Below are 26,727 nucleotides of genomic sequence, written 5' to 3'. Positions count from 1 at the left end.
AGATCCCGCGATCAAAGCCCCGACCCGATGAAATAGGACCCCATATGGGACAAATGGCGCTCCTGGAATAGAAAAACGCCATGGGCGGAAAAACAGAGGTCCAAAACACGCAATCAAATGCGTTTCCACACAGCCTCGGCCAATTTTGCCGCGGCGTATGGGGCACGGTTGGGATAGCCGTAAATACCGGCTGTCGAGGACGTAACGATGATCGCGCCTGCGCCTGCCGCTTTCATCGAAGGCGCTGCGTGTTTGGCAGCGATGAAGGCCCCCTCCAGATTGACGCTGACACAGGCGCGGAAATCTTCCAGCGCCACATCTTCGATCAACGCGGTCGGTCCGGCGATACCGGCATTGGCACACAGTACGTCGATCTGGCCCATATCCTTGGCGACGGCAGCCATTGCAGCTTCGTCAGTGGCGCTTGCGAGGTGACAGAGCCAGTGATCGGGGCATGTGTCCAGTGCCGCAGCGTCTACATCGGTTACCCAAACTTCGTAGCCGGCCGTGTCAAATGCCTCGGCCATCGCGCGCCCGATGCCCGAACCGCCGGCGGTGATCAGAACGCGTTTCACCGCGGTGCCCCGACAAAGCGTCCAACGCCGTTTGGCGCAGGCAATTTGGCGTGGGCGTCGGCAAAGCGTACCAAGGCCGCTTCGATATCCGGCGACGGCTCCGAAGGCTTGCGCGTGGCCAGGCTCACGTGGAGCAGGAAATGCTCGCCCGTTGCCAACAGCCGGTCGCCCTCGAACATCTCGTGCCAAAGGTGCATCTTTTTGCCCGCCCCCATCAACACACGTGTACGCACTTCGATCATCGCGCCTGCATGTGCCTCATCGACATGGCGGATATGGGTTTCTGCGGTGAAATAGCTGCCGCCCGACGAAATATAATCGGCGTCGCAGCCGATAAGCTCCATGAAGCGGTCGGTCGCATCGGCGAACGCCTGCAAATATTTCGCTTCCGTCATGTGGCCATTATAGTCGGTCCAATCCAACGGCACGGCGCGGCGTACCGTTAGAACCGGCTGGCTCGGGTCTTCGATATCGGCAGATCGTGCCGCAAGTACCGTGCCTGACCGCAAGCGCGTTTCGTGCTGCTTCATCAAGGCACCTGCGCCCCAGTCCTGCTGCTTGAGAGCGCGCATCATCGCCACCAGATTGTTGTCGCGGATACGTTCCAGATCGCGAATGCCGTAAGCCCCCGATTGGGCGTCTGACTGACCCGCGATCAGATCGACCAGTTCCTCATTGAATTCGGGGACATCCATCAACTTGGTCCATGGCCATTTCAACGCCGGGCCGAACTGCGCCATGAAGTGCTTCATGCCTGCCTCGCCGCCCGCAACCCGGTAGGTTTCAAACAGGCCCATCTGCGCCCAGCGAATACCAAAACCATAGCGAATGGCGTTGTCTATCTCTTCGGTTGTGGCGATACCGTCCTTGACCAGCCATAATGCCTCGCGCCAGACGGCCTCAAGAAAGCGATCGGCCACATGAGCGTCGATCTCCTTTTTCAGGTGCAGCGGGTACATGCCGATCGAGATCAGGGTTTGCTTGGCCTTTTCCACAGTCGGCCCGTCTTTTCCGTCGCCAGGCACAAGTTCCACCAGCGGCAGCAGATAGACAGGATTGAACGGGTGCGCGACCATGATCTGATCTGGGCGCGCCATACCGTCTTGCAGCTCTGATGGCTTGAAACCGCTGGTGGACGAACCGATCACGGCATCGGGATCACAGGCCTGCTGGATCGCGCCAAAGGTCGAATGTTTGATCTCAAGCCGTTCCGGCACGCTTTCCTGAATCCACGACGCCCCGCGGACTGCATCGGAAATGCTGTCGTGAAAACTGATCGTCCCTTCTGGGGGCAACGCAACATCTGTCAGACCGGGCATAGAGCGCCGGGCGTTCGCCATCACCTCGCCAACCTTGCGTTCGGCCTGCGGATCGGGGTCGAATATCTGTACGTTCCAACCGTTGAGCGCAAACCGTGCGGCCCATCCGCCGCCAATAACTCCGCCCCCGATTATCGCTGCTGTCTTGGTCATTTTCGCATCCTTAGCTGGCTGATATCATAGCCATTGAAATCCAATATCTCTTGCGCTGCGGTGATCCGGTCCGAACCGCCTGTCGGGTGACGGTCCAATATCCAGCCATAATCGCCTGCCGGATTGCCGACCGCGGCAGTGCGAAACCCTTCGTCGACCCACAGCACCCACAGCTCGCGCGTGGTGCCATCGGGGTGCGACAGTACGTATCGCCCATGCCCTTTCTGACTGGCCAGCCACAGCGTTCCACCCCCGGTGCAGGCCGGGAGAGCACAAAGTTGAAACGCCGCGCCCCCGGTTGTTTCGACCAAGGCGATCTGGCTGGCGTCATCGCCAAAGCTGCCGCGCACCACCCAAGGCCCCTTGAACCGCGCTGCATCAAAGCGACTGGTCGCCCCGATCAACGCTTTCGGGTCACGAAACCCATGCGCTGCATCAGGAACAGGGGCTGCACAGCCCCCCAGCACGACCATCGCCAGAAACGCCAGCTTCACGCAGGCGCACGCTTGGTCAGGCCCAGCTTTTCGCGTACTTCAGCCGGACCGATAACCCGCGCCCCCATGTTTTCGATAATCGTGCCTGCGCGTTCCACAAGTTGCCAGTTTTCGGCCAGAACCCCCTTGTCCAGCCACAGGTTATCTTCGAGCCCGACCCGCACGTTACCACCGGCGAGTACGCTGGCAGCGACATAGGCCATCTGGTTGCGGCCCAATCCGAACGCACTGAACGTCCAGTCGTCAGGCACGTTGTTCACCATCGCCATGAAGGTGTTCAAATCATCCGGTGCCCCCCATGGTACCCCCATGCAGAGCTGGACCAGCGCAGGGCTGTCGAGCACGCCGTCTTTGACCAACTGCTTGGCGTACCAAAGATGGCCGGTATCAAACGCTTCGATCTCGGGTTTCACGCCAAGATGGGTCATCATCTGCCCCATCGCCGTCAACATGCCGGGGGTGTTGGTCATGACATAATCGGCTTCGGCAAAGTTCATCGTGCCACAGTCAAGCGTGCAGATCTCGGGCAGGCATTCCTTGATGTGCTGCACCCGTTCCGATGCACCGATCATATCGGTCCCATCCACCGGGGGCATCGGATTTTCGGTGGGTCCAAAGATGATGTCACCGCCCATTCCCGCCGTCAGGTTCAAGATCACGTCAACTTCGGCCTCGCGGATACGTTCCGTCACCTCGCGGTACAGATCCAGACGTCGGCTTGGCGCCCCCGTTTCGGGATCGCGCACGTGGCAATGCACGACCGCCGCCCCCGCTTTCGCCGCGGCAATGGCGCTTTCGGCGATCTGCGCAGGCGATCGCGGCACATGGTGGCTTCGGTCCTGACTGCCGCCCGATCCGGTAACGGCGCAAGTAATAAACACGTCTTTGTTCATCGTCAGTGGCATTTTAAGGCTCCTTGCTTTTCGAGGGTCAGTCAGGGCTTTCAGTAAGGCATCGGGTGCGCTTTGTGCGCGGCATCAATGTCGGTCAGGATCTCATCGCCCAGGGTCAGGTCCAACGCGCCCAGAACAACATCGAGTTGATCCAACGACGTCGCCCCAAAGATCACCGAGGTCATGAAAGGTCGCTGGCGGGCCCAAGCCATCGCCATATGAACAGGGTCCAGCCCGTGCTTTTGCGCAATCGACAGATAGGCGTCCACCGCCTTGAAGACTCGGTCGGTCTTGCGCCCGCCCAGATCACCGTTGATTGCCATGCGCGATTTGTCAGGTACCGCTCCGTTTTGATATTTCCCGGTCAGCAGACCGGCGGCCAACGGAGAATACGACAGCATGCCGATATCTTCGTTGTGGCAGACCTCTGCTACATCTGTATCGGCAAGACGCGCCAACAGCGAATATTCGTTTTGCACGGATACAGGGCGCGGTCCGTCACTGCGGTCGGACGCATTGGCCCATTGCGTCAGGCCCCACGCGCTTTCGTTGCTCAGACCGAAGCAGCGGATCGTGCCGCGCGTAACCTCGTCTTGCAAGGCCGCCATGCAGTCGTCCATGTGGGCCATGGTGTCGGCACGGTTCTGCGAGGACGGATCAAACTGCCAGTTCTTGCGAAACATATAGCTGCCCCGGTTGGGCCAATGAAACTGATAGAGGTCGATGTAATCGGTTTGCAGCCGCTTGAGCGACGCCTCGATCGTGGGCCGGATGGTATCCGATGAAATTCCGGCCCCGTCGCGCACCGGGGCCCCTTCCCCGGAATGCTTTGTCGCCAGCACGAAATCGCTGCGCCGCCCCGAACTCCCGATCCATTCGCCAATGATTTCTTCGGTACGACCGATGGTTTCGGCGCGGACCGGATTAACCGGGTACATCTCTGCCGTGTCAATAAAGTTGATCCCGGCATCAAGCGCGCGCTCGATCTGTGCGTGGCCTTCTTTGGCGGTGTTCTGCGTACCCCAGGTCATCGACCCCAAACAGAAATCAGTTACCTCAATATCGGTACGGCCCAGCTTGTTCTTCTTCATCGAAAATCCTCATCTCAATTTGCGCCCACCCTCACGTTTCATCGACAGCATCGCAATAGCCTTTTCAAGCACGGCGGCGAAAAGCTGATTAAGTCCTGTTTTCGACAATCTACGTCGCTAAGGGAGTTGGCTCCCTTCCCCAAAGAGGCGACAGTGGCCGGATATGCGCTTGCTCATTTCCTTTGCCGCTCTGTTCATGTCCGTGATCCTGCTTCAACTTTCGTCCGGGGGAGTCGGACCACTGGACGTGTTGTCCGGTATCAAGCTGGGATTTTCCAACCAAGAGATCGGTCTGCTGGGCTCGGCGCATTTCATCGGGTTCTTCGTCGGATGCTGGTGGGCACCGCGGGTAATGGGAAGCGTCGGCCACAGTCGCGCCTTTGCTGCCTTTACCGCCGCCGGGTCAATCGGCTTGATGTCGCATATGTTGATCATCGATCCCTATGCATGGGCGTTGATGCGAGTGGCGTCAGGGTTCTGTGTCGCGGGCTGCTATACCGTCGTCGAGGCATGGCTCAACGCCAAAGTCACCAACGAAACCCGAGGGCGCACGATGGGCGCATACCGCGTCGTCGACATGACCGGATCACTGGCCGCGCAGATGATGATCGGGGTACTGACACCTGCCTCTTATGTCTCATATAACCTGTTGGCGATCCTGTGTTCAGCAGCACTGCTTCCCCTCGTGTTGACCCGGCTGCCTCAGCCCGAAACCCCTGCCCAACCAAGGCTGCGCCCCCGTCTGGCAATGGACCGGTCCCCGCTTGCAGCCGCCGCCGTGGTCGTCGCGGCCCTGTCCAGCGCATCGTTTCGGATGGTTGGCCCCATCTACGGCCAAGAGGTCGGGCTGAGCGCAGGTCAAATCGCATGGTTCCTGTCGGCGTTTGTCCTGGGCGGGGCGTTGGCACAGTTTCCGATCGGCTGGCTGGCAGACAAATTCGACCGCCGCTGGGTTTTGATCTGGCTATCGGCCGCGTCTATCTTGAGTTGTGCAGTTACGGTCATGGCGGCAGGGATGGGTACCGGCGCGATTTTCCTGGCCGCCACGTTATTTGGTCTGACCACCTTTCCGATATATTCTGTCGCCGCTTCGCACGCCCATGACTTTGCCAAAAGCGAAGAGCGGGTCGAACTGTCTGCCGCATTGATGTTCTGGTTTGCCGTCGGGGCGATATTCGCACCCTATCTGGCATCCGTGTTGATCGAGAACTATGGCCCCGCGGCCTTGTTCGGCATGATATCCATCGGTCACGGGGTGTTGGTGCTGTTTGGACTGACCCGGATGCGGGCCCGCCCCACGGCAAAAAAACGCACGCCGTATGTCTATGCGCCCCGGACGACATTCATCATCGGTCGTCTGATGCGTCGCCAACGGGACAATCACAGCGTTGGTCGCAAGGCCCCCTAGCCCTTGCCCTGTAGCTGCGTTACAGGGTGGGCAAAGCATTATCGGGGTCTAAATCATGAAACGCCACCTCATCACATCCGCCATTCCGTATATCAACGGCATCAAACACCTCGGCAACCTGGTGGGCAGCCAACTGCCCGCCGATCTATACGCCCGCTATCTGCGCGCCCGAGGGCACGAGGTTCTGTTTCTTTGCGCGACCGATGAACACGGCACCCCCGCCGAACTGGCTGCCGCCAAGGCAGGCAAACCCGTCGAGGAATACTGTGCCGAGATGCATGACGTTCAAGCACGCATCGCCGAAGGGTTCGGGCTGTCGTTCGACCATTTCGGACGGTCGTCCAGCCTGCAAAACCAAAAGCTGAGCCAGCATTTCGCCGGTGCGTTGTACGATCAGGGGCTGATCGAAGAAGTAGAGCAGCGTCAGATCTATTCCGAAACTGACGGTCGTTTCCTGCCCGACCGCTATGTCGAAGGGACCTGCCCCAACTGCGGGTTCGAAGACGCCCGCGGTGACCAATGTGACAACTGCACCAAACAGCTGGACCCCGAAGACCTGATCAACCCGCGATCCACCGTGTCCGGTGCCACTGACCTCGAGATGCGCGCGACCAAACACCTGTTCCTGCGCCAGTCGCAGATGAAGGACAAGCTGGACGAGTGGATCAACAGCAAGGCCGACTGGCCGGTGCTGACCACGTCCATCGCCAAGAAATGGCTGCATGACGGTGACGGTCTGCAGGACCGTGGCATCACCCGCGACCTTGATTGGGGTGTCCCCGTCAAACGCGGCGACGAAGATTGGCCGGGGATGGAGGGCAAGGTGTTTTATGTCTGGTTCGACGCCCCCATCGAATATATCGCCTGCGCCCAGGAATGGGTCGATGCCGGGAAAGGCAGCGATTGGGAAAGCTGGTGGCGCACTGACAAAGGTGCCGACGACGTGCGCTATACCCAGTTTATGGGCAAGGATAACGTGCCGTTCCACACGCTCAGTTTCCCTGCCACGATCATGGGTTCGAACGAACCTTGGAAGCTGGTCGATTACATCAAATCGTTCAATTACCTCACCTATGACGGCGGGCAGTTTTCAACCTCGCGCGGGCGTGGGGTGTTCATGGACCAAGCGCTGGAAATCCTGCCCGCCGACACCTGGCGCTGGTGGTTGCTCAGCCATGCACCCGAAACATCCGACGCGGAGTTCACGTGGGAAAATTTCCAGGCATCTGTGAACAAGGACCTTGCCGACGTATTGGGCAACTTCATCAGCCGGATCACCAAATTCTGCCGCTCCAAGTTCGGCGAAGAGGTCCCGGCAGCGGGTGAATATGGTCCCGCAGAGCATGCTTTGATCGCGGACTTGACTGAAAAGGTCGCGCAATACGAGAAATACATGGAGGCGATGGAGGTCCGCAAATCGGCGACCGAACTTCGCGCGATCTGGGCCGCGGGCAATGAATACCTGCAAGCCGAAGCACCATGGTCCACATTCAAGACCGACCCCGACAAGGCCGCGGCTCAGGTGCGTCTGGCCCTGAACCTGATCCCGCTTTACGCGGTTCTGTCAGGCCCGTTCATTCCCACCGCAGCCGCCAGCATGCTGCAAAGCATGCGCGTCGACGATGCCGCCTGGCCCGATGACGTGCCCGCAGCCTTGGGCCAACTCGCCCCCGGCCACGCGTTCGACGTTCCAGAGGTTCTGTTTACCAAAATCACCGACGAGCAGCGCGAAGAATGGGCTGAAAAATTCGCCGGGGTACGGGCTTAGGCGATCCGACCTGGAAAAAACGATGGAGCGGGGCTGGCGAGCCAAGTCAGCCTCCAACAGCTGATAGCGGTAGGCGAAGGTCAAACCGATAGTCCGTGAATGGTGGTGGTGCGGGCGGGGGGACTCGAACCCCCACGGGCATAAGCCCCTCAGATTTTAAGTCTGGTATGTCTACCATTCCATCACGCCCGCAACGACGCGCAACATAGCGAGGTTCGCAGCGGTGTAAATGTCAGATATCGCTTCCCTGCGGTCCAAGGGGCGCATCTTTGGCTAAAAGCCCGGCCTCGGGCAGCCACGGGTTATTTTCCACCGCGATCAACAGCTGCGCGCGCGCTTCGGATATACGACCCATATGCATCAGCGTCAGCGCTCTGCCTGTCTGAGCGGCAACATGCAGAGGCTGCAAATTCAGTGCCATGTCGAGATTGGTGAGCGCCGCCGCATACTCACCGTTCAAAAAATGAATGTAGGCGCGTTGATTGTATCCTTCGGCGTAGTCGGGGCAATATGCAACCAGACGATTAAATTCACCGATCGCCCCAAGAAAGTCATACGCGTCACGACGACGAAGCCCGGTGTCCAGTATCCCTTGAGCAACCTCATCCGGAGCACGCAGCCAGACCTTCCACATCGCATCCGATACGACGCGACCGGCACGAACATCAGGCGCACGGTCGGCTTGCTCGATCAGATTCCGAAGCTCGGGCGAATAATCGGGCAGCTGCGGACACCCCGCTGCAAGCGCGGGGCCGGAGAGCAAGGTCAGGATACCTAATATGCGCATAATCGAACGTTTGCGCCGGATCGGTTTCAAGTCAAGTCACATCGGCAAGCATGATTTCCTTGACAGCTTCCATCGCCACATAGGTAGAGGTGTTTGACACATGCGGCAGGGCGGTGATCTTTTCTCCCAGAAATTGCCGATAGGCGGCCATGTCTCGGGTCCGTACCTTAAGCAGGTAATCAAAATTGCCGGCAATCATGTGCGCCTGTTCGATTTCGGGGACACGCAACACCGCGGCATTGAATGCCTTGAGAGCGGCTTCGCGGGTGTCGCTTAGCCGCACCTCCACGAAAGCGACATGATCCAGACCCAACCGAATCGGGTCAAGCAACGCCCGATATCCCAGGATTACCCCTGCGTCTTCCAGGCGCCGCAGCCGCGCCTGGGTCGGCGATTTCGACAAACCGATCCGCTTGGCAAGATCGGTGATGCTGATCCGCCCGTCTTCGGCCAGCACTGACAAAATAGCGGCGTCGAAACGGTCCATTCTGAAATCTTCATTTGTCACGCGAATCACCTAATAATAAAGCGCTTTGACCATCAAACTTGATAGAATCAGGAACTACTACTCCGTTTCCATAGGTATACTAGTCCAATTGTTCACTGGAGTAGCCCATGGCACGCGATTCGTCCCCGATTTTACGCCATCAGATTGATGCAGGTACCTATACAGATCAAGAAAACGTCCTGCGGGAACTGGTGCGTAACGCGCATCTTTCTCCGGAAGAGCGCGCTGCGATAACCAAGGCCGCTGCGGACATCGTCAGAGCGATCCGTGGCCATACCGCGCCCGGTATGATGGAGGTCTTTCTGGCTGAATACGGGTTGTCCACCGATGAGGGCGTGGCGTTGATGTGTCTGGCAGAGGCGCTGTTGCGTGTGCCCGATGCAGAAACCATTGATGCGTTGATCGAAGACAAGATCGCGCCCTCCGATTGGGGACGTCACATGGGGCATTCGACTTCGCCTTTGGTCAACGCGTCGACATGGGCGCTGATGCTGACCGGGCGCGTGCTGGACGATGACCAGCCCGGCCCGGTGCGTCACCTGAGGGCGGCCATCAAACGGCTGGGCGAACCGGTGATCCGGACGGCGGTCAGCCGCGCGATGAAGGAAATGGGCCGCCAGTTTGTGCTTGGCGAAAACATCACCGCCGCGATGGAACGCGCCAAGGGTATGGAAAAGAAGGGCTATACATATAGCTATGACATGCTGGGCGAAGCTGCGCGAACAGAAGACGACGCAAAACGCTATCACCTCAGCTACAGCCGGGCGATATCAGCCATAGCGGTCGCCTGCACCAACAAGGACAGCCGCAAGAATCCCGGCATTTCGGTAAAGCTGTCGGCGCTTCATCCCCGCTACGAAGTCGCCCAGGAAAGCTCTGTCATGCGCGATCTTGTACCGCGTCTGAGAGCCTTGGCGCTCTTGGCAAAATCTGCCGGCATGGGCCTGAATATCGACGCGGAAGAAGCCGACCGCCTTGGTCTTTCTCTCGATGTTATCGAAAAGGTGCTGTCTGAACCGGCGCTTTCGGGTTGGGCCGGTTTCGGGGTGGTCGTACAAGCCTATGGTCCACGCGCCGGTGTGGTCATTGATGCGCTCTATGACATGGCCATTCGCCACGATCGCAAGATCATGGTGCGACTGGTGAAAGGCGCCTACTGGGACACCGAGATCAAACGCGCTCAGGTGAAAGGCGTCGATGGCTTTCCGGTGTTCACCCAAAAGGCCGCGACTGACGTATCCTATATCGCCAATGCCAGAAAACTGCTGAACATGACCGACAGGATCTATCCGCAGTTTGCCACCCACAACGCCCACACGGTCGCAGCGGTGCTGCACATGGCCGAGGACAAGGAGAAATTTGAATTCCAACGCCTGCATGGCATGGGCGAGACTTTGCACAATATCATCATGGAAAAGCACGGTACCCACTGTCGCGTTTATGCGCCGGTCGGGGCGCATGCGGATCTTCTGGCGTATCTGGTACGGCGATTGCTGGAAAACGGTGCCAATTCCAGCTTCGTCAACCAGATCGTTGACGAAGAAGTTCCCCCCGAAGTCGTTGCGGCAGACCCTTTTGAAAGCCTGTCCGGCACCACGTTGCATATCCCCACGGGACCGGAACTTTACCTGCCCGCCCGCGTAAACTCGATGGGGTTCGACCTGACACACACGCCGACGCTGGATGTGATCGAATCCGCGCGCGCGCCATGGAAAGCCCATAGCTGGGCGGCGGTGCCGTTGCTGGCGGTCGAGGCAAAGCCCAAAAAAGCGGTACGCCTGCTGAATCCTGCCGCATCAAGCCGAAGCCCCGGTACCGTGCGAAATGCGTCCGAGGCGGATGTCCAAGCTGCATTGGATAACGCTGCTGTTTGGGGCGCTCCTCTGGAACACCGCCAAGAGGTACTGCTACGCGCGGCCGATATGCTTGAATCGCATTACGGCGAAATCTTTGCCCTTTTGGCCCGCGAGGCAGGCAAAGGCCTGCCCGACTGCGTCGCCGAATTACGCGAGGCCGTGGATTTTCTGCGCTATTACGCGTGTCAGGCAACCAATACCCCACCTGCTGGACGCTTCACGTGCATCTCGCCGTGGAACTTCCCGCTGGCGATCTTCTGTGGTCAGGTTAGTGCGGCTCTGGCTGCCGGCAATGCCGTGCTGGCCAAACCTGCCGAACAGACACCCCTTATCGCATTTCTGGCGACATCGCTCCTGCACGAGGCGGGCGTTCCGCGTGCTGTGTTGCAACTGCTTCCCGGTGGGGGTGACGTCGGCGCGGCACTGGTATCGGACCCGCGCATCAACGGCGTAGCTTTCACCGGTTCAACAGGCACAGCACTGCGTATCCGTGAAACCATGGCCAAGCACTGCACCCCCGGCACGACGCTGATCGCGGAAACCGGCGGGATCAATGCGATGATCGTCGACAGCACCGCCCTGCCCGAACAGGCCGTTCAGGCCATTGTCGAAAGCGCGTTTCAATCGGCGGGCCAGCGGTGTTCGGCCCTGCGGTGCCTCTATATCCAAGAGGACATCGCCGAAGACGTGATCGAAATGCTGACCGGCGCAATGGAGGTGCTGACCCTCGGCAACCCGTGGCAGATCTCGACCGATGTCGGCCCGGTAATCGACGAAGCGGCCCGCAAGACCATCGCCGACCACATCGACGCTGCCCGCAGCGAAGGCCGCGTGATCGCTGAACTGGCCGCCCCCGCCAAAGGCACGTTCGTCGCGCCGACGATGATCCGCATCAATGGCATCGCAGACCTGAAACAAGAGATCTTCGGCCCCGTACTGCACATCGCGACCTTCAAAGCCACCCAGCTCAACAAGGTGATAGATGCGATCAATGCGACCGGCTATGGCCTGACGTTTGGCTTGCAAACGCGTATCGACGACAGGGTCCAGCATGTATCCGAAAGGATCGAAGCGGGTAATATCTATGTGAACCGCAATCAGATCGGGGCGATCGTTGGCAGCCAACCCTTTGGCGGTGAAGGCTTATCTGGCACAGGCCCAAAGGCAGGCGGCCCCAATTATTTGCCACGTTTCAGCGAACCGGACTTGAAAACCCAAGGTGAAACCTGGGACACCGACCAAACAGAACTGCCTCCGCTGCCTGCCCATGCGGTACCGATCCTTGAAACGGTCACCCTTCCTGGCCCGACCGGAGAGTCCAACCGGCTCAGCACATTACCGCGCGCCGCCTTGCTGTGTATGGGGCCGGGTCCAACCACAGCCGCAGAACAGGCGCGTGCGGTTTCGGCGCTTGGCGGTACTGCCGTCGAAATGAACGGGCAGATCGATGCCGCGTCACTCACCGGCGGCCCGGCGTATGGTGGCGTCTTATGGTGGGGCGACGAAGAAACCGCCCGCGCCGTCGAAGTGGCCCTGGCGGCTCGATCCGGCCCTATCGTCCCTTTGATAAGGGGGCTTCCCGATACGGCACGGGTCCGCGCCGAAAGACATGTCTGCGTCGATACGACGGCTTCAGGGGGCAATGCTCAGCTGCTCGGTGCTGCTGGCTGAATGTGTTGGTGGCGGGCAACATCGATTGCTCGCCGTACCGCCAGAACCGGTGTCGTCATCACCGGCACGCGCAACTCAGACAACAAAGCCGCAGCACCGTCCATGGATGCCTGGGCCAGAACGATGCAATCCGTATCGGCCAAGACATCCATGCCAGCTACCACATCTTGGGCAATCGCGGCATAAAAATCCGCCATATCCGCTTCTTCAAACAAGCTCCAGGCGGTTTGACACATGATCACATGCGCCCGGACATCCGGCGCTTTCGCGCATGCTTCAAACAGGTTGACCGTGGCCGCACGCGTGCTTTCCAAACAGATGACCAGCATGACGCGCTTGTACCGCGCCGCCGCCTCCATGACAGGCCGGTCAACCCTTACATACTCCGCCGCAAGGCTTTCGATCAACGGGCCCAGCGTCGAACAACTGCACAACAAGGCATCGCCGGCCATGTGCGCCCCGATTATTTGGGATACCTCTCCTCTGACGGCCTCTGGCCCACCGGCCTGGGCACGCGCAAGCAAATCGGGCCGGACGATATGTGCAACTCTGCCTTCCCAGCCCTCGGCCTCGAACAAAGCCGAAAACCGGGGCACATGAAGTGCAGCGGTATGCAGGCAGGTAATTTCCACGGAAGTGCCTTTCAGTTCACCCATTAAACATCCGCCACGATGCCTCTTGACCAGTCGTAACGGATGTCTGAGGGTCCGTCCATGTTCCCCATTCGCGACCATAACCCGTCAGGGCGCACGCCCTATGTCACTTATCTGCTGATGGCGGTGAACATTGGCGTATTTCTAAGCTATGTCGGCCTGTTCGGCGAAGACCGCGCCCTCAATATCTTCTTCTTTGAATGGGCATTGATTCCGGGTCGCGTGACCTCAGGCCAAGACTACTCCGGGCTGTTCACCTCGATGTTCCTGCACGGGGGCTGGCTGCACCTCGCTGGCAACATGCTGTTTCTCTACATTTTCGGCGATAATATCGAAGACGAGATGGGCCATATCGGCTACCTGATCTTCTATCTTGCCTGCGGCGTGCTGTCAGCCGGGGCGCATGTCATTTCGGCCCCCTACTCCCCGGTTCCAACTGTGGGGGCCTCTGGTGCCATTGCCGGCGTCATGGGCGGCTATCTGCTGCTCTACCCCAAAGCCAAAGTCGATATTCTCATCATCTTCATCGTGTTCTTCCGCATATTCCCGATACCGGCATGGATCATGCTGGGCCTGTGGCTCGGAATGCAACTCATCGGCGGGATCGGGGCCGACCCGACCATCGGCGGCGTGGCCTATTGGGCCCACGCCGGTGGCTTCTTCGTCGGGATCCTGCTCACCCTGCCGCTGTGGCTCAGCCTCGGCGGCCCGGCGTTCTGGTCGTCGACACAAGGTCACCCACCGCACGCCGAAGCCCACTATACCATCGCCACCAGCCGCATCCCGAAGGTAAAACGCAAATGACCCCGGCCGAGGAAATCCACCACGCAACATGCCACTGCGGGGCAGTGACCCTCAGGGCAACCCTGCCCACCGGCCTGTCGTCCGCCAGCCGCTGCACCTGCTCATTTTGCCGCCGCCGTGCCGCCGCGGCGGTCACGGCTATCGCCACGTCTGTAGACGTCTTGCACGGAACGGAAAACCTCACGCTCTACAGATGGGGCACCGGGACCGCCAAGCATTATTTCTGCAAAACCTGTGGGATCTACATGTACCACCAGCGTCGGTCAGACCCCGCGCAATGCGGCATCAACCTCGGGTGCATTGACGGGGCCGAACCCTGGCTCCTGGAACCCATTCCATATACCGATGGCATCAATCACCCGTCGGACAGATAGACCTGGACCCAATTCCAAATGGCCAAAAATCCTCGCCGAAGGCATCCTTTCCAGGCAGGATACTCAGCCCCTGGCGATTTTCGCGAAACCCGAAAACAGCGCTTCATTGGCACAGACGATCTCACCGTCTTCCAGGACATTGCCTGCGGGGTTCAACGGCTCGACCATGCCACCGGCCTCGCGCACGATCAGCATACCCGCGGCCAGATCCCAAGGGCTCAACCGCCGCTCCCAAAAACCATCGTAGCGGCCGGCGGCGACATAGGCCAGGTCAAGCGCGGCGGCGCCCCAGCGACGCACCCCTGCGCACACCGGCAGGATACGCCCAAGATCGCTCAGCGTATCGGGCAGATCCGCACGTCCGCCAAACGGCAGACCCGTGGCGAATATCGCCTCGATCATCCGGGACCGGCCCGAAACCCGCAAACGGCCGTCGTTCATCCAGGCACCCGCGCCTTTTTCGGCAAAGAACATCTCGTCCTTGGCGGGGTCGAACACGACACCGGCCACGATCTGGCCCTTGTGTTCAAGCGCTATAGACACAGCCCAATGGGGCAGACCATGCAAAAAGTTCGTCGTGCCATCCAAGGGGTCGACGATCCAGCGTCGCGTGGGGTCCTGCCCGTCTTCGCCGCCACCTTCTTCGGCCAACCATCCATAGGTCGGGCGCGCGCCCATCAGCTCGTCTTTCAGGGTCTTTTCAGATTGAAGATCGGCACGGCTGACAAAATCGCCAGCGCCTTTCATCGACACCTGAAGGTTCTCTACCTCGCGAAAATCCTTGACCAGCCCGCGTCCCGCACGCCGCGCTGCCTTGATCATGATGTTTAGATTTGCACTGCCAACCATATTTCGCGTCCCTCAATGGATCAGGCCGTGCGTATAAGCCTACCTTCCCCATTTGCCAAGGGGGCAGGGTCATCTGACGTAACGTGGCGCGGATCGCCACCTTGTGCATGGCGGTATTCCAGATAACCTGCCGATAACACCCCCAAGGAGGAAAGCTAAATGTCTGACCAAATGAAACGTATCGTACTGGCGTCCCGCCCCGATGGCGCACCGACCGCCGATAACTTCCGTCTCGAAGAAGGGCCCGTGCCCACCCCGGGCGACGGCGAGGTCCTTGTCCGCGTGAAATACATGTCGCTTGACCCCTATATGCGCGGTCGGATGGATGACGGAAAATCCTATGCAGCGCCTGTGCCCGTAGGTGGCACCATGGAAGGCGGGTCGGTTGGCGAGGTAATCGCCTCCAACAGCCCCAATTTCAAGGTCGGCGATCACGCATTTGGCATGTTCGGCTGGGCCACCCACGGGGTTCAGCCTGCAAATCTGCTGCGGAAGGTCGACCCCGATCAGGTGTCCATCACCACCTCGCTCGGCGTGCTTGGCATGCCCGGTTTCACCGGCTGGCATGGGCTGATGGAATATGGCCGTCCCAAAGCGGGCGAGACCCTTGTGGTTGCCGCGGCAACAGGGCCGGTCGGCTCCATGGTGGGGCAGATCGCCAAGTCGCATGGCCTGCGCGTGGTGGGTATCGCGGGCGGTGCAGACAAATGCGCGATGGCCAAGGATCACTTTGGCTTTGACGAATGCATTGACCACCGCGCTTACGACGACGCCAAATCCCTGCGCGCCGCCCTGAAAGACGTCTGCCCGAAGGGCATCGATATCTATTTTGAAAACGTCGGCGGCAAAGTGCTCGAAGCGGTGATGCCGCTGATGAACCCGCACGGGCGTATCCCGATCTGCGGCATGATCGCATGGTATAACGCCGGTGGTCTGGGTGCCAACGCCGCCGAAGAAGCGCTCACTGCACCAAAGCTGTGGCGCACGATTCTGGTAAACTTCCTCAGCGTGAACGGATTTATCATTTCCAACCACTGGAACAGGTTTCCCGAATTCATGAAAGAAGTCGCGCCCAAGGTGGCCGACGGTACCATCGCGGTCAAAGAGGACATCACCGAGGGCCTTGAAAACGCACCGCAGGCGTTCATGGACCTGCTGACCGGCGGCAATCAAGGCAAGGCCATCGTCAAGGTCGGCTGAACAGATATCGGTGGGGGCGTGCGCGCCCCTACCCTTCCCGTTGCCAGGGCGTGACAGCGCCCTCACAGCGACATCCCCGCCACATCATCGCGCACGGCATGTGCCCTATCCCCTGACACCAGGCCCGGTCAGCCTGATTGCGGCCTGCATACCGCGATTGTTTTCGCGGGTCGCCCCGCACATGCGATCAAATAGTTTATGCGCACTTGAGTTGCCTCTTGAAATACATCGCGACACATGTCACTTATTTAGCGACACGTGACGAAAAGGAGTACAGCCATGGGTGCTACAGCCTTTCTGAGTGAAAGGGATAACCTCCCGTTAATGAATGCGGAGACAGACGACGCCGTGCGCGCTTTCCGGCTTTTGGGCGGGCAAAAGGTCATCAAGCAAACGGTGCGAAACTCTTTGGATGCGCATGATGTGATCGTGAAAGGCATTTCCTCCCAAGCACTGCTGCATCTTGTGGACACAGTATCGGTGCTGTCGTCGGGCGATGCGCTGAACAAGGCGATCGGCATGAGCCTACGCACCCTGCAACGCAAAAGAGCCGAAAAAGGCAAAGACCGCCTGTCTACAGAACAAAGCAGCCGAGCTTGGCGCTTTGCAGAGTTGCTGGCGCAAGCTACCGACGTCTTTGGCGACCAAGAAGCAGCCGAGGCCTGGATGCTGGCCCCTGCCATCGGTCTGGACAACCGACGGCCCATCGACCTGCTTTCGTCGGCCGCAGGGGCCGAAGCGGTGGAAAACACCCTGACCCGGATGGAGTACGGGGTCTACGCGTGACGCCACTGCCACCGCCGCTCGGAACGGGCGAACTGCGGTTCTGGAGGCTCGACCAGCGGCAACATGCGCCGACATGGCACACTGGCGAAGGGTCATACCGCGTGGGGGGCCGCTGGAATTCGCAAGGAGTCCGGGCGGTCTATACCTCTCTTGACCCCGCGACCGCGATCATGGAAGTCGCGGTCCACAAGGGCTTCAGGGCGCTGGACACTGCACATCATGTGCTGACCTCTGCCAGAGTGATCGACCCTGCCAAGGTACATGTCCTTGATACCGCTGATATACCTAACGCGAACTGGTTGGTTCCGGGGTCACATGGGGCGGGCCAAAAAGGGTTCGGCGACGCGCTGCTACGCGACCACCTGTTTGTTTTGATCCCCTCTACAGTGTCCCGGCATAGCTGGAACCTGATCTTCGATGCCACCAAGGCCACAGGCCAGTTCGACGATGTGCAGCAAGAACATTTCGCTCTTGATCCACGCCTGCATGTTTAAACGGCAACATCACGCCTTAAGCCCGCTGCAATTTCCGCGCTTCTTCCCCTGCCAGTTTCAGCAGTTGCGACATGAAAGGCTTGTCCAGATCATCCTCGCGCACGGCGGCGTACAATCTGCGCGTCACGCCGTTTTCCGTCAGCGGACGCGTGACATAATCATTGCTGTATTTCACCTCGCGAACGACCCAGTCGGGCAAGACCGCGACCCCGCGGTTGGAAGCGACAAGCAACAGGATCACCGCCGTGAGTTCAACCTGACGGATGGCAAGCGGCTCGACCTTGGCGGGAATCAACAACTGGCTGAACACGTCAAGGCGTGTGCGTTCCACCGGATAGGTAATCAGCGTTTCGCTTCTGAAATCTGCGGCCTCGACATATGGTTTGGCCGCAAGGGGGTGATGGCTGGCGGCGACAAACACCGCCTTGTAATCGAACAATTCAACAAACTTGACGCCGGGCAGGTCCTCGGGATCCGATGAAACCACCAGATCGACCTCTTCGCGCAACAAGGCGGGCAAGGCATCAAAGGCCAGACCGGGGCGGATATCGACATCTACATCGGGCCAGGATTTGCGAAACTGTTCAAGCACCGGGAACAACCATTCGAAACAGGCGTGACATTCAATGGCAATGTGCATCCGGCCTGTGCTGCCAGCACGTAGCCCCATGAATTCAGCCTGCGCCGCCTCGAGCTGTGGCAGCACCTGTTGGGCCAGCTTCAGCAGGCGCAGTCCCGCAGGCGACAGCTTTAGCGGTTTGGACCGACGCACGAACAGCTCTACCCCGGCCTGATCCTCCAGCCCCTTTACCTGATGCGACAAAGCGGATTGGGTGATGTTCATCGTATCGGCGGCCCGCGCGAGACCTCCGGCCTCGTGAATGGCCTGAATGGTGCGCAGATGACGGAACTCAATATGCATATGAGGCGTTCCTCATGTTGAAGATGAAAGTTATGAGTTTGTTTCACAACTCAGTTCGTGCAACAAGAGTTGAAATAAAGAATAGGATTGCCCGACATGACCACGCCAGCCGTTTCCTTTGAAGTTTTCCCGCCCAAGTCCGTCGACGCATCATTCCGTCTTTGGGATACGGCTCAAGCGCTGGCACCTTTGGGACCCCGCTTTTTTTCCGTGACCTACGGTGCAGGCGGGTCGACCCGCGATCTGACGCATGATTCTGCTCATGTACTGCGCCGCACATCCGGCCTGCCGGTGGCAGCGCACCTGACCTGCGTCGGCGCAAGCAAAGCCGAAACACTTGAGGTCGCGAACAGCTTTGCCGAAATCGGCGTCACCGATATTGTCGCATTGCGCGGTGATCCTGAAAATGGGGCCAGCGTATTTACGCCACACCCGGATGGCTTTGCCGACAGCTGCGAATTGATCGAAGCTTTGGCCGCGACGGGGAAATTTACGCTGCGGGTCGGTGCCTACCCCGAGCCACACCCCGAATCCCCGGATCAGGCGCAGAATGTTGAATGGCTCAAGCGCAAGTTCGATGCTGGTGCCGACGAAGCGATCACTCAATTTTTCTTTGAAACCGAAACCTTTCTGCGTTTTCGCGATGCCTGCGCCGCGGCCGGTATCACCAAGCCGATTACGCCGGGCATCATGCCGGTGACCAATTGGAAGTCTGCGCGCAATTTTGCGACGCGCTGCGGCGCTTTGGTGCCGGCATGGCTGGACGAAGCCTATAATGCCGCGCTCCGCGATGATCGCCACGATCTGTTGTCCACCGCACTATGCAGCGAAATGTGCAGTGAGCTGGTGGACGAAGGTGTCGAAAACCTGCATTTTTACACTCTGAACCGCCCCGAGCTGACCCGCAGCGTGTGCCGCGCCTTGGGCGTGACATCACAAACAGCATTGTCAGACGTCGCGTAAGATATATCTCGGCTTGCCCTCAGGCAGAAAAATCAACAAGTTTCTCCGGCACATATTTGCCGGAGATTTCTTAAATGCCACACCTTGCCGATGGTCCCGAAGACCTGCTGAGCCAGTCCGAAGTGCTTGGGTTGACTGGTCTTGAATTCATGCAGAAAATTCTGGACGGTACCAACCCCGGCCCGCCTATCGGCGGCACCATGGGCTACACCTTGCACGAGGTGTCAGACGGGCGCGCTGTTTTTCGGGGTGCTCCGGAATTCAATGTTACCAACCCGATGGGCACGGTGCACGGCGGTTGGTACGGTACCTTGCTCGATTCCGCTATGGCCTGCGCCGTCATGACCAAGGTCCCGCGCGGGTCGGTGTACACAACGCTGGAATACAAGATCAACATTTTGCGCGCGATCCCATTGGGCATGCAGATTGACTGCGTAGGCGTAACCGATCACGTGGGCCGGTCTACCGGGGTTGCGCATGGTGAAATTCGTGGCGTCGAAGACGGCAAACTTTACGCCACGGGCTCCACCACGTGCATTGTCATGCAAATCGCCAAATAGAATTTCGCATCCAAACTCTCAAACGACGTGGGGGCGGGTGTACCCCGCCCGCGCGTCGCGATAACCTCGGGATCATTCGGCGGCGATTGCCTGATCATTAAGCATTTCCCAAACCCTGTGCGGGGTGAATGGCATATCCGCCTGACGCACGCCTTGGTCCCACAACGCATCCTGAACCGCGTTCGCGATGGCAGCCAGTGCACCGACAGTTCCTGCTTCGCCACATCCCTTCATTCCCATGAGGTTTGCGGTGGATGGGACAGGTTCGGAATTGAACGCGATGTAGGGCACATCAATGGCGCGCGGAATCGCATAGTCCATGAATGACGCGGTGAGCAACTGTCCGTCTTCGTCATACACGACGTGTTCCTGAATGGCCTGCCCTATACCCTGAACCACGCCGCCATGCACCTGACCTTCGGCTAGCATCGGGTTGATAAGATTACCGAAATCGTCAACCACAGTATAGCGTTCGACAGCGACGATACCGGTTTCAGGGTCGATCACCACCTCGGACACGTGGGCCCCGTTGGGATAGCTGCGGCCTGGCAAGGTCGCGCGTTCATGATGTACAAGCAGGTCGGTGCGACCCTTTGCACGGGCCATCTCGGCCACCTCCAGCATCGTAGGAGTCATGTTTGACCCGTCCGCACGGAAGCGTTCGTCGTCAAAGCTGATTGCGGCGGCCGGCACGCCCATCTCATCGGACAGAAACGCTGTGAAAGCCTCCGTCATCTTCGCAACCGTCGCAAGCGTCGCCGTGCTTTGCGTCGTGACAGAGCGCGAACCGCCGGTACCGCCGCCTTGGGCAATCAAATCGCTATCGCCTTGGATCACGTGAATCAACTCGGCCGGGATGCCGGTCTGGTCCGACAGGAACTGCGCATAGACAGTCTCGTGACCCTGCCCGTTCGACTGGGTGCCCACATAAATAAAGACGGTGCCATCTTCGTTGAACTCGACTTTGGCCCCTTCTGCGGGATCGCCAAGGATGCTTTCGATATAATAGCACAGGCCCTGCCCCCGCAGCAGCCCCCGCTTGGCATCCTCCGCCTTGCGGGCGGCAAAACCTTCGTGGTCGGCCTCGGCCGCCGCGCGCGTCAACAAGCGGTTAAAATCCCCGACATCATAGTTTTCGCCTGTCGCGGACGTATACGGAAACTGTTCAGGCTTGATAAAGTTGATCCTGCGAAGCTCCCACGGGTCGACACCCAACTCTCGGGCGGCGCGGTCCATCAGGCGTTCCAGCACATAGATCGCCTCCGGGCGACCAGCACCGCGATAGGCATCGGTCTGCACCGTGTTGGTGTAATAGCCTTCGACCTGCAACCATGTAGTCTGTACGTCGTATACGCCCATCAAAACCTTGCTGAACAGCAGCGCCTGAATGGGCTGACCGAATTGGCTGTTATAGGCCCCGAGGTTGCATTTGGTGCGGACGCGGTAGGCGGTGATCTTGTTATTCTCATCAAACGCGAATTCGGCCAGTGATGTCAGATCGCGCCCGCCATTATCGCTCAGCATTGCTTCGGTCCGGTCCGACATCCAGCGCACCGGACGCCCCAAGGCCCGCGCCGCCTGCGCGACCGAGAAATATTCAGGATAGGCCGACGCCTTCATGCCGAAACCGCCGCCTGTGTCGGGGTTGGTCACCTGCACGTGGTCGTCGTCCAGATCGAACACGCGTTTGAGGTTGCCTTTGTGTACCCAGACGCCCTGCGCGTTGTTGGCGACATGCACCTTGCCATTGGTCCATTCGGCATAACACCCCCGAGGCTCCATCGAATTTACGATGATCCGGTTGTCCCCCACGTCCAGGCTCACGGTCCTGGCCGCGGCATCAAACGCCTTCTGGGTCGCTTCTTCGTCACCCATCCCCCAATCAAATGCCATGTTGTCAGGCGCTTCGGGGTGGATCGTGGCTCCGCCGCGCTCCAGCTTCATGTTGGTCGGCAGGTCGTCGACATCCAGCACGATCAGTTCGGCGGCATCGCGGGCCTGATCCAGCGTATCTGCAATCACGACGGCAACCGGTTCACCCACATAGCGGACCCTGCCCTTGGCCAGCATGGGCCGCAAAGGTTTCGCAGCATCGGTGCCATCTCGGTTCTTCAGGATCGTTCCAGCCATGGAAATGTCCATGCCGGCGGCTTCAAGGTCATCGATGGTAAGCACCGCATGCACACCCTCGGCCTGCGCCGCATCCTCCACGTTCAGCCCGGTGATCACCGCATGCCCAACCGGCGAGCGAAAAAAATACGCATGCAGCGCGCCTGCTGGTGTGATGTCGTCCACATAACGCCCCTCGCCGGTCAGAAACCGCACATCTTCGACCCGTTTGACCGGCTGGCTTTTTCCAAACTTATCCATCTGCTCGCATTCCTTCGTTCCGTCACCTCGTTCGGGCTGACACTAGCCTGCAAAGCCGTAATGTCCAGATGCACCGCGTGACCGGGTGCTTTGACATTTCTAGAAGTATTAGACCCGCCAGCCTTCCCCTTTCCCTCTTGCTCGGCTAGATCATCCCCAAGTTAAAAGAAGGACGCTGATCATGGCACTCGACAAGAATTTTGACGCCGCCGAAGCCGAAGCCCGCTTATACGCCGCATGGGAAGAGTCAGGTGCTTTCAAGGCCGGTGCCAACGCCTCGCGCGAGGAAACCTTTTCGGTCATGATCCCGCCGCCCAACGTGACAGGATCGCTGCACATGGGCCACGCGTTCAACAATACATTGCAGGATATTCTGGTGCGCTGGCACCGGATGCGCGGCTTTGATACGCTGTGGCAGCCCGGTCAGGACCACGCCGGTATCGCGACGCAGATGGTGGTGGAACGCGAGCTTGCCAAAGACGGCAAACGCCGCACCGATTTCACCCGCGACGATTTCACCGCCAAGGTCTGGGAGCAAAAGCAGAAGTCCGGCGGCACGATCATCGGTCAGCTCAAACGCCTCGGCACCTCGCTTGATTGGTCGCGCAACGCCTTCACCATGTCCGGTGCCCCCGGAGCCCCCGCGGGCGAGGAAGGCAACTTCCACGATGCCGTGATCAAGGTCTTCGTGGATATGTATAACAAGGGCCTGATCTATCGCGGCAAGCGCCTGGTCAACTGGGACCCGCATTTCGAGACCGCGATTTCCGACCTCGAGGTCGAATCCACCGAAGTCGACGGGCACATGTGGCACTTCAAATACCCGCTGGCCGATGGCGCGACCTATACTTACGTCGAGAAAGACGAAGACGGCAATGTGACGCTTTCCGAGGAGCGCGACTATATCTCTATCGCGACGACCCGCCCCGAAACCATGCTGGGCGACGGGGCGGTAGCGGTACATACCTCTGACGAACGCTATGCGCCGATCGTTGGCAAACTGTGCGAAATCCCCGTCGGCCCCAAAGCGCAGCGCCGCCGCATCCCGATCATTACCGACGAATACCCCGATAAGACCTTCGGCTCGGGCGCGGTCAAGATCACCGGCGCGCATGACTTCAACGACTACGGCGTCGCCAAACGCAACAATATCCCGCTCTACGCGCTGATGGACACCCGCGGTGCCATGCGCGCCGACGGCCTGCCCTATGACGCCGCCGCCGCACGCGCGGCCGCCATCGCCGAAGGCCGTGAAGACGCCCCCGCAGACGCGACAGAGATCAACCTCGTCCCCGAAGAATACCGCGGCCTCGACCGGTTCGAGGCCCGCACCAAGGTCATCGCCGACATCACCGCCGAAGGCCTGGCCGTCCTGGTACCGCCGACGGATCCCCGGTTGGGCAAACCCGTCAAAGCCCCCCTCGCCCCCGAAGAAGTCGGCGAAGAGCGGCACGAGACGCCGGTCCCGTTGGTCGAGCCCAAAAAGATCATGCAACCCTTCGGTGACCGGTCGAAAGTGGTGATCGAACCGATGCTGACCGACCAGTGGTTCGTCGAGACCTCGAAGATCGTGCAACCCGCCATCGACGCGGTGCGCAACGGAGAGGTGCAGATCCTGCCCGAACAGGACCGCAAGGTATACTTCAACTGGCTGGAAAACATCGAACCCTGGTGCATCTCGCGCCAATTGTGGTGGGGGCACCAGATCCCTGTGTGGTTCGACGACGAGGGCAAGGAATACTGCGCGGCAACCGAAGTCGAAGCGCAGGCGATGGCCCCCGGCAAGACGCTCACCCGTGACCCTGATGTGCTCGACACCTGGTTCTCGTCGGGTCTCTGGCCCATCGGTACGCTCGGCTGGCCCGAACAGACGGATGAGCTGGCGAAATACTTCCCCACCTCGGTGCTGATCACCGGCTTTGACATCATCTTTTTCTGGGTCGCCCGGATGATGATGATGCAATACGCCGTTGTCGATCAAAAGCCGTTTGATACAGTATATGTCCACGCGCTGGTGCGCGACGAGAAGGGCAAGAAAATGTCCAAATCGCTTGGCAACGTGCTGGACCCGCTGGACCTGATCGACGAATACGGCGCGGATGCGGTGCGCTTTACCCTGACGGCGATGGCCGCCATGGGGCGCGACCTGAAACTGTCGACCGCACGCATCGCCGGCTACCGCAACTTCGGCACCAAACTGTGGAACGCCCACCGTTTCGCCGAGATGAACGGCGTGTTCGAAGAGAGCGTCGAGACGGTGACCTACACCAGCCACACCCAGGTCGACCACACGCTGAACAAATGGATCATCGGCGAAACCGCCCGCGTCCGCGAAGAGGTCGACGCCGCATTGGACAACTACCGTTTCAACGACGCGGCCAATGCGCTGTATGCCTTTGTCTGGGGCAAGGTCTGCGACTGGTATGTTGAACTCTCCAAACCCCTGCTGCAAGACGACGCGCCAGAGGCCGCCGAGACTCGCCAGACGCTGAAATGGGTGCTGGATCAATGCCTTGTACTGCTCCACCCGATCATGCCCTACATCACCGAGGAACTGTGGCAGACCACGGCTACCCGTCCCAAGATGCTGGTGCATGGCGACTGGCCGACCTACAGCACCGCCGAAATGCTGGACGCCGACGCCGACCGCGAACTCAACTGGGTGATCAGCCTGATCGAATCCATCCGTTCGGCACGGGCACAGATGCATGTGCCTGCGGGGCTCAAAGTACCCATGCTCTATACCGACATGGACGACGCCGGCCAAACCGCATGGGACCGAAACGAGGTAATGATCAAACGTCTGGCACGGGTCGAAACCATCGAGAAGACAGAGAGCTTCCCCAAAGGCACCGTCTCCATCGCCGCGCCGGGCGCGAGCTTTGGCCTCCCGCTTGCGGGGCTGATCGACATCGACGCGGAAAAAGCCCGTTTGCAAAAGTCACTCGACAAACTGGGTAAGGAGATCGGCGGTCTGAAGGGGCGCCTGAACAACCCCAAATTCGCCGCTTCCGCCCCGGCCGAAGTTGTCGCAGAAGCCCAAAGTAACCTTGACGCGCGTCAGGAAGAAGCAGACCAGCTTCAGGCCGCCCTGAACCGTTTGGCCGAGTTGGGGTAATCGCGTTCGCTTCCAAATGGCTTTAAATCCTCGCCGAAGGCGTAAATCTCTTTTGGTCCACCAGAAGAAAAATGCCTTCGGCGAGGATTTTTTACCATTTGGAAATCATTTGCAGTGACCTTGACCTCGCGGTCCTAGCTGGGAAGCGAAGATCGTCCATTTGGAAGGCCCCGTCTGAAATCTCAGTCGGGGCTGACCTGTCAGTCGGAAAACACCGCGCGACGCTTGCCAAATTCTGCGGCGATAACTTCCATTTGGTGGGGCCGACCCAGCAGCGCTGCCTGTTCTCGCGATTCTTCAAGCAGAACGTCGTCCACGCCGGAAACCTCGGCGAATGTGATCAGGCGTTTGGCCGCCTTGATGGCACTCGGGCTTTTACCGGTAATCACCTCTGCAAGTTCCATTGCAGTCAGAACGGGATCGTCCGCCACTTTCGTAATCAGGCCCCAACGTTCAGCACTGAGCGCGTCAATCGGGTCGGCGGTGTAGGTCAGCAGACGTAGTATATCACCGCGCACCAGTTTGGGGAGCAACACCATGCCGCCCATGTCGGGCACGATCCCCCACTTCATTTCCATAACCGCCATTTCTGTATCCGGTGCCCCGATACGGATGTCAGCCCCAAGGGCGAGCTGGAGCCCCGCCCCGTAAACCTTGCCATGCAGCGCTGCGATCACCGGTATGCTCAGGCGGGTCCAGATCATCGACACCTCTTGCCATTGATTGGTGGTGCCATTGCCGTGCGTTCGGGGCATCATAAGTTCAGCCGGGTCCCCCCCGGCCATGGAGCTTAGCCCGTTGATATCGATACCAGCGCAGAAAGATTTGCCTTCACCGGATATCAGTGCCACGCGGGCGTCGGACGCAGCGACCTCGTTTCCCGCTGCGATTATTGCGTCGATCATTTCTTGATCGAGCGCGTTCATTTTTTCCGCGCGGGTAAGCCGCACATGCGCGATATGGTCTTCATAGGTAACGGAAACGCGTGTCATGATATCCTCCTGGCCAATGAATTTAGTGTGACGTCAGACCCATGCGCTTGCAAAGCAAAACGCTACGGCATGCGTTTGATTGGTCAGGTATGTTTCTATCCTTGCTGAGCCGACTTCAC

At 59.3% G+C, this 26,727-nt stretch carries 22 protein-coding genes, 1 tRNA gene and 1 pseudogene; 11 read left to right on the top strand and 13 right to left on the bottom strand.

The genetic code is table 11. The features are described from left to right. Positions 1–137: 137 nt before the first annotated feature. From AC13DE_RS13370 to AC13DE_RS13350, 5 genes and pseudogenes are all read right to left on the bottom strand, one after another. Positions 138–527: pseudogene (locus AC13DE_RS13370) on the bottom strand (SDR family NAD(P)-dependent oxidoreductase); the annotation flags it as partial. Positions 528–571: 44 nt separating this feature from the next. After that, entirely contained in the window at positions 572–2,047 is a 1,476-nt protein-coding gene (locus AC13DE_RS13365) for a carnitine 3-dehydrogenase (protein WP_483048092.1), read from the bottom strand. Continuing rightward, positions 2,044–2,541, bottom strand: coding sequence for a lipocalin family protein (locus tag AC13DE_RS13360; protein WP_483048091.1), 498 nt, complete (start codon positions 2,539–2,541; stop codon positions 2,044–2,046). Before AC13DE_RS13360 ends, AC13DE_RS13365 begins: the two co-directional genes overlap by 4 nt. Beyond that, complete coding sequence (gene bcoG, locus AC13DE_RS13355; RefSeq protein WP_483048090.1) at positions 2,538–3,446, bottom strand: 3-dehydrocarnitine:acetyl-CoA trimethylamine transferase BcoG; 909 nt, start codon at positions 3,444–3,446, stop codon at positions 2,538–2,540. The genes AC13DE_RS13360 and bcoG overlap by 4 nt, the downstream gene beginning before the upstream one ends. A 38-nt stretch (positions 3,447–3,484) precedes the next feature. After that, on the bottom strand, positions 3,485–4,525 hold the full coding sequence (locus tag AC13DE_RS13350) for an aldo/keto reductase (RefSeq protein WP_483048089.1): 1,041 nt from the start codon (positions 4,523–4,525) through the stop codon (positions 3,485–3,487). A 163-nt stretch (positions 4,526–4,688) separates the two neighbouring features. Here AC13DE_RS13350 and AC13DE_RS13345 point away from each other — a divergent pair, with 163 nt between their 5' ends. Further along, positions 4,689–5,933, top strand: coding sequence for an MFS transporter (locus tag AC13DE_RS13345; RefSeq protein WP_446313902.1), 1,245 nt, complete (start codon positions 4,689–4,691; stop codon positions 5,931–5,933). Between the two features lie 55 nt (positions 5,934–5,988). After that, positions 5,989–7,701 carry a methionine--tRNA ligase gene (gene metG, locus AC13DE_RS13340; RefSeq protein ID WP_483048088.1) on the top strand — a complete coding sequence of 571 codons (1,713 nt, stop codon included), beginning with the start codon at positions 5,989–5,991 and terminating at the stop codon, positions 7,699–7,701. Positions 7,702–7,807: 106 nt separating this feature from the next. Here the strand turns inward: metG and AC13DE_RS13335 are convergent. The 3 genes from AC13DE_RS13335 to AC13DE_RS13325 form a co-directional block, all read right to left on the bottom strand. Next, positions 7,808–7,893, bottom strand: a tRNA-Leu gene (locus tag AC13DE_RS13335). A gap of 40 nt (positions 7,894–7,933) precedes the next feature. After that, positions 7,934–8,488: a tetratricopeptide repeat protein gene (locus AC13DE_RS13330; protein WP_483048087.1), complete on the bottom strand. Its 555-nt coding sequence runs from the start codon at positions 8,486–8,488 to the stop codon at positions 7,934–7,936. Positions 8,489–8,519: 31 nt separating this feature from the next. Continuing rightward, on the bottom strand, positions 8,520–8,975 hold the full coding sequence (locus tag AC13DE_RS13325; protein WP_446295450.1) for an Lrp/AsnC family transcriptional regulator: 456 nt from the start codon (positions 8,973–8,975) through the stop codon (positions 8,520–8,522). Between the two features lie 128 nt (positions 8,976–9,103). Here AC13DE_RS13325 and putA point away from each other — a divergent pair, with 128 nt between their 5' ends. Beyond that, positions 9,104–12,523 (top strand): bifunctional proline dehydrogenase/L-glutamate gamma-semialdehyde dehydrogenase PutA, encoded by a 3,420-nt coding sequence (gene putA, locus AC13DE_RS13320; RefSeq protein WP_483048086.1) that lies wholly within the window; start codon positions 9,104–9,106, stop codon positions 12,521–12,523. On the opposite strand, the gene AC13DE_RS13315 is transcribed toward putA, so the two are convergent. Continuing rightward, positions 12,499–13,179, bottom strand: coding sequence for a hypothetical protein (locus AC13DE_RS13315; RefSeq protein WP_483048085.1), 681 nt, complete (start codon positions 13,177–13,179; stop codon positions 12,499–12,501). The two genes, putA and AC13DE_RS13315, sit on opposite strands and share 25 nt — an antisense overlap. Before the next feature lie 57 nt (positions 13,180–13,236). Here AC13DE_RS13315 and AC13DE_RS13310 point away from each other — a divergent pair, with 57 nt between their 5' ends. Both AC13DE_RS13310 and AC13DE_RS13305 read left to right on the top strand, forming a co-directional pair. Next, entirely contained in the window at positions 13,237–13,980 is a 744-nt protein-coding gene (locus AC13DE_RS13310; RefSeq protein ID WP_483048084.1) for a rhomboid family intramembrane serine protease, read from the top strand. Then, complete coding sequence (locus AC13DE_RS13305; protein WP_483048083.1) at positions 13,977–14,354, top strand: GFA family protein; 378 nt, start codon at positions 13,977–13,979, stop codon at positions 14,352–14,354. Before AC13DE_RS13310 ends, AC13DE_RS13305 begins: the two co-directional genes overlap by 4 nt. A gap of 63 nt (positions 14,355–14,417) precedes the next feature. Here AC13DE_RS13305 and AC13DE_RS13300 read toward each other — a convergent pair whose 3' ends face one another. Continuing rightward, a complete protein-coding gene (locus AC13DE_RS13300) occupies positions 14,418–15,203 on the bottom strand; it encodes an inositol monophosphatase family protein (protein WP_446295439.1) in 786 nt (261 codons plus the stop codon). Positions 15,204–15,362: 159 nt separating this feature from the next. On the opposite strand from AC13DE_RS13300, the gene AC13DE_RS13295 reads away from it, so the two are divergent. The 3 genes from AC13DE_RS13295 to AC13DE_RS13285 all read left to right on the top strand — a co-directional run bounded on the left by AC13DE_RS13295 (position 15,363) and on the right by AC13DE_RS13285 (position 17,683). Continuing rightward, positions 15,363–16,403, top strand: coding sequence for an NADP-dependent oxidoreductase (locus tag AC13DE_RS13295; RefSeq protein WP_446314388.1), 1,041 nt, complete (start codon positions 15,363–15,365; stop codon positions 16,401–16,403). 279 nt (positions 16,404–16,682) lie between these two features. Beyond that, positions 16,683–17,189 carry a type II RES/Xre toxin-antitoxin system antitoxin gene (parS, locus tag AC13DE_RS13290; protein WP_446295441.1) on the top strand — a complete coding sequence of 169 codons (507 nt, stop codon included), beginning with the start codon at positions 16,683–16,685 and terminating at the stop codon, positions 17,187–17,189. Next, entirely contained in the window at positions 17,186–17,683 is a 498-nt protein-coding gene (locus tag AC13DE_RS13285) for an RES family NAD+ phosphorylase (RefSeq protein WP_446295442.1), read from the top strand. The genes parS and AC13DE_RS13285 overlap by 4 nt, the downstream gene beginning before the upstream one ends. Positions 17,684–17,699: 16 nt before the next feature. Here AC13DE_RS13285 and AC13DE_RS13280 read toward each other — a convergent pair whose 3' ends face one another. Then, complete coding sequence (locus tag AC13DE_RS13280) at positions 17,700–18,605, bottom strand: LysR family transcriptional regulator (RefSeq protein ID WP_446295443.1); 906 nt, start codon at positions 18,603–18,605, stop codon at positions 17,700–17,702. Between the two features lie 96 nt (positions 18,606–18,701). On the opposite strand from AC13DE_RS13280, the gene metF reads away from it, so the two are divergent. Next, complete coding sequence (metF, locus tag AC13DE_RS13275; protein WP_446295444.1) at positions 18,702–19,568, top strand: methylenetetrahydrofolate reductase [NAD(P)H]; 867 nt, start codon at positions 18,702–18,704, stop codon at positions 19,566–19,568. Between the two features lie 74 nt (positions 19,569–19,642). Then, on the top strand, positions 19,643–20,128 hold the full coding sequence (locus AC13DE_RS13270; protein ID WP_483048082.1) for a PaaI family thioesterase: 486 nt from the start codon (positions 19,643–19,645) through the stop codon (positions 20,126–20,128). Between the two features lie 72 nt (positions 20,129–20,200). On the opposite strand, the gene AC13DE_RS13265 is transcribed toward AC13DE_RS13270, so the two are convergent. Continuing rightward, a complete protein-coding gene (locus AC13DE_RS13265; RefSeq protein ID WP_483048081.1) occupies positions 20,201–22,498 on the bottom strand; it encodes a xanthine dehydrogenase family protein molybdopterin-binding subunit in 2,298 nt (765 codons plus the stop codon). A gap of 181 nt (positions 22,499–22,679) precedes the next feature. Between AC13DE_RS13265 and AC13DE_RS13260 the strand changes: the two genes are divergently transcribed. Next, positions 22,680–25,616: a valine--tRNA ligase gene (locus tag AC13DE_RS13260; RefSeq protein WP_483048080.1), complete on the top strand. Its 2,937-nt coding sequence runs from the start codon at positions 22,680–22,682 to the stop codon at positions 25,614–25,616. Between the two features lie 200 nt (positions 25,617–25,816). Here the strand turns inward: AC13DE_RS13260 and AC13DE_RS13255 are convergent, their stop codons facing one another. After that, positions 25,817–26,608: a crotonase/enoyl-CoA hydratase family protein gene (locus AC13DE_RS13255; RefSeq protein WP_483048079.1), complete on the bottom strand. Its 792-nt coding sequence runs from the start codon at positions 26,606–26,608 to the stop codon at positions 25,817–25,819. Positions 26,609–26,727: the final 119 nt, after the last annotated feature.

The organism is Sulfitobacter sp. L-8, assembly GCF_056859255.1.
Note: the sequence above shows the minus strand (reverse complement) of the source record. Positions and strands in the feature narration are given on the sequence as shown.

Coding starts and splice junctions, on each gene's coding strand:
- bcoG (WP_483048090.1), bottom strand. CDS start 3,446: ATGCCACTGACGATGAACAAAGACGTGTTTATTACTTGCGCCGTTACC.
- metG (WP_483048088.1), top strand. CDS start 5,989: ATGAAACGCCACCTCATCACATCCGCCATTCCGTATATCAACGGCATC.
- AC13DE_RS13305 (WP_483048083.1), top strand. CDS start 13,977: ATGACCCCGGCCGAGGAAATCCACCACGCAACATGCCACTGCGGGGCA.
- AC13DE_RS13255 (WP_483048079.1), bottom strand. CDS start 26,608: ATGACACGCGTTTCCGTTACCTATGAAGACCATATCGCGCATGTGCGG.
- AC13DE_RS13300 (WP_446295439.1), bottom strand. CDS start 15,203: ATGGTTGGCAGTGCAAATCTAAACATCATGATCAAGGCAGCGCGGCGT.
- AC13DE_RS13325 (WP_446295450.1), bottom strand. CDS start 8,975: ATGGACCGTTTCGACGCCGCTATTTTGTCAGTGCTGGCCGAAGACGGG.
- AC13DE_RS13270 (WP_483048082.1), top strand. CDS start 19,643: ATGCCACACCTTGCCGATGGTCCCGAAGACCTGCTGAGCCAGTCCGAA.
- metF (WP_446295444.1), top strand. CDS start 18,702: ATGACCACGCCAGCCGTTTCCTTTGAAGTTTTCCCGCCCAAGTCCGTC.
- AC13DE_RS13315 (WP_483048085.1), bottom strand. CDS start 13,179: ATGGGTGAACTGAAAGGCACTTCCGTGGAAATTACCTGCCTGCATACC.
- putA (WP_483048086.1), top strand. CDS start 9,104: ATGGCACGCGATTCGTCCCCGATTTTACGCCATCAGATTGATGCAGGT.
- AC13DE_RS13310 (WP_483048084.1), top strand. CDS start 13,237: ATGTTCCCCATTCGCGACCATAACCCGTCAGGGCGCACGCCCTATGTC.
- parS (WP_446295441.1), top strand. CDS start 16,683: ATGGGTGCTACAGCCTTTCTGAGTGAAAGGGATAACCTCCCGTTAATG.
- AC13DE_RS13280 (WP_446295443.1), bottom strand. CDS start 18,605: ATGCATATTGAGTTCCGTCATCTGCGCACCATTCAGGCCATTCACGAG.
- AC13DE_RS13330 (WP_483048087.1), bottom strand. CDS start 8,488: ATGCGCATATTAGGTATCCTGACCTTGCTCTCCGGCCCCGCGCTTGCA.
- AC13DE_RS13295 (WP_446314388.1), top strand. CDS start 15,363: ATGTCTGACCAAATGAAACGTATCGTACTGGCGTCCCGCCCCGATGGC.
- AC13DE_RS13365 (WP_483048092.1), bottom strand. CDS start 2,047: ATGACCAAGACAGCAGCGATAATCGGGGGCGGAGTTATTGGCGGCGGA.
- AC13DE_RS13350 (WP_483048089.1), bottom strand. CDS start 4,525: ATGAAGAAGAACAAGCTGGGCCGTACCGATATTGAGGTAACTGATTTC.
- AC13DE_RS13260 (WP_483048080.1), top strand. CDS start 22,680: ATGGCACTCGACAAGAATTTTGACGCCGCCGAAGCCGAAGCCCGCTTA.
- AC13DE_RS13265 (WP_483048081.1), bottom strand. CDS start 22,498: ATGGATAAGTTTGGAAAAAGCCAGCCGGTCAAACGGGTCGAAGATGTG.
- AC13DE_RS13345 (WP_446313902.1), top strand. CDS start 4,689: ATGCGCTTGCTCATTTCCTTTGCCGCTCTGTTCATGTCCGTGATCCTG.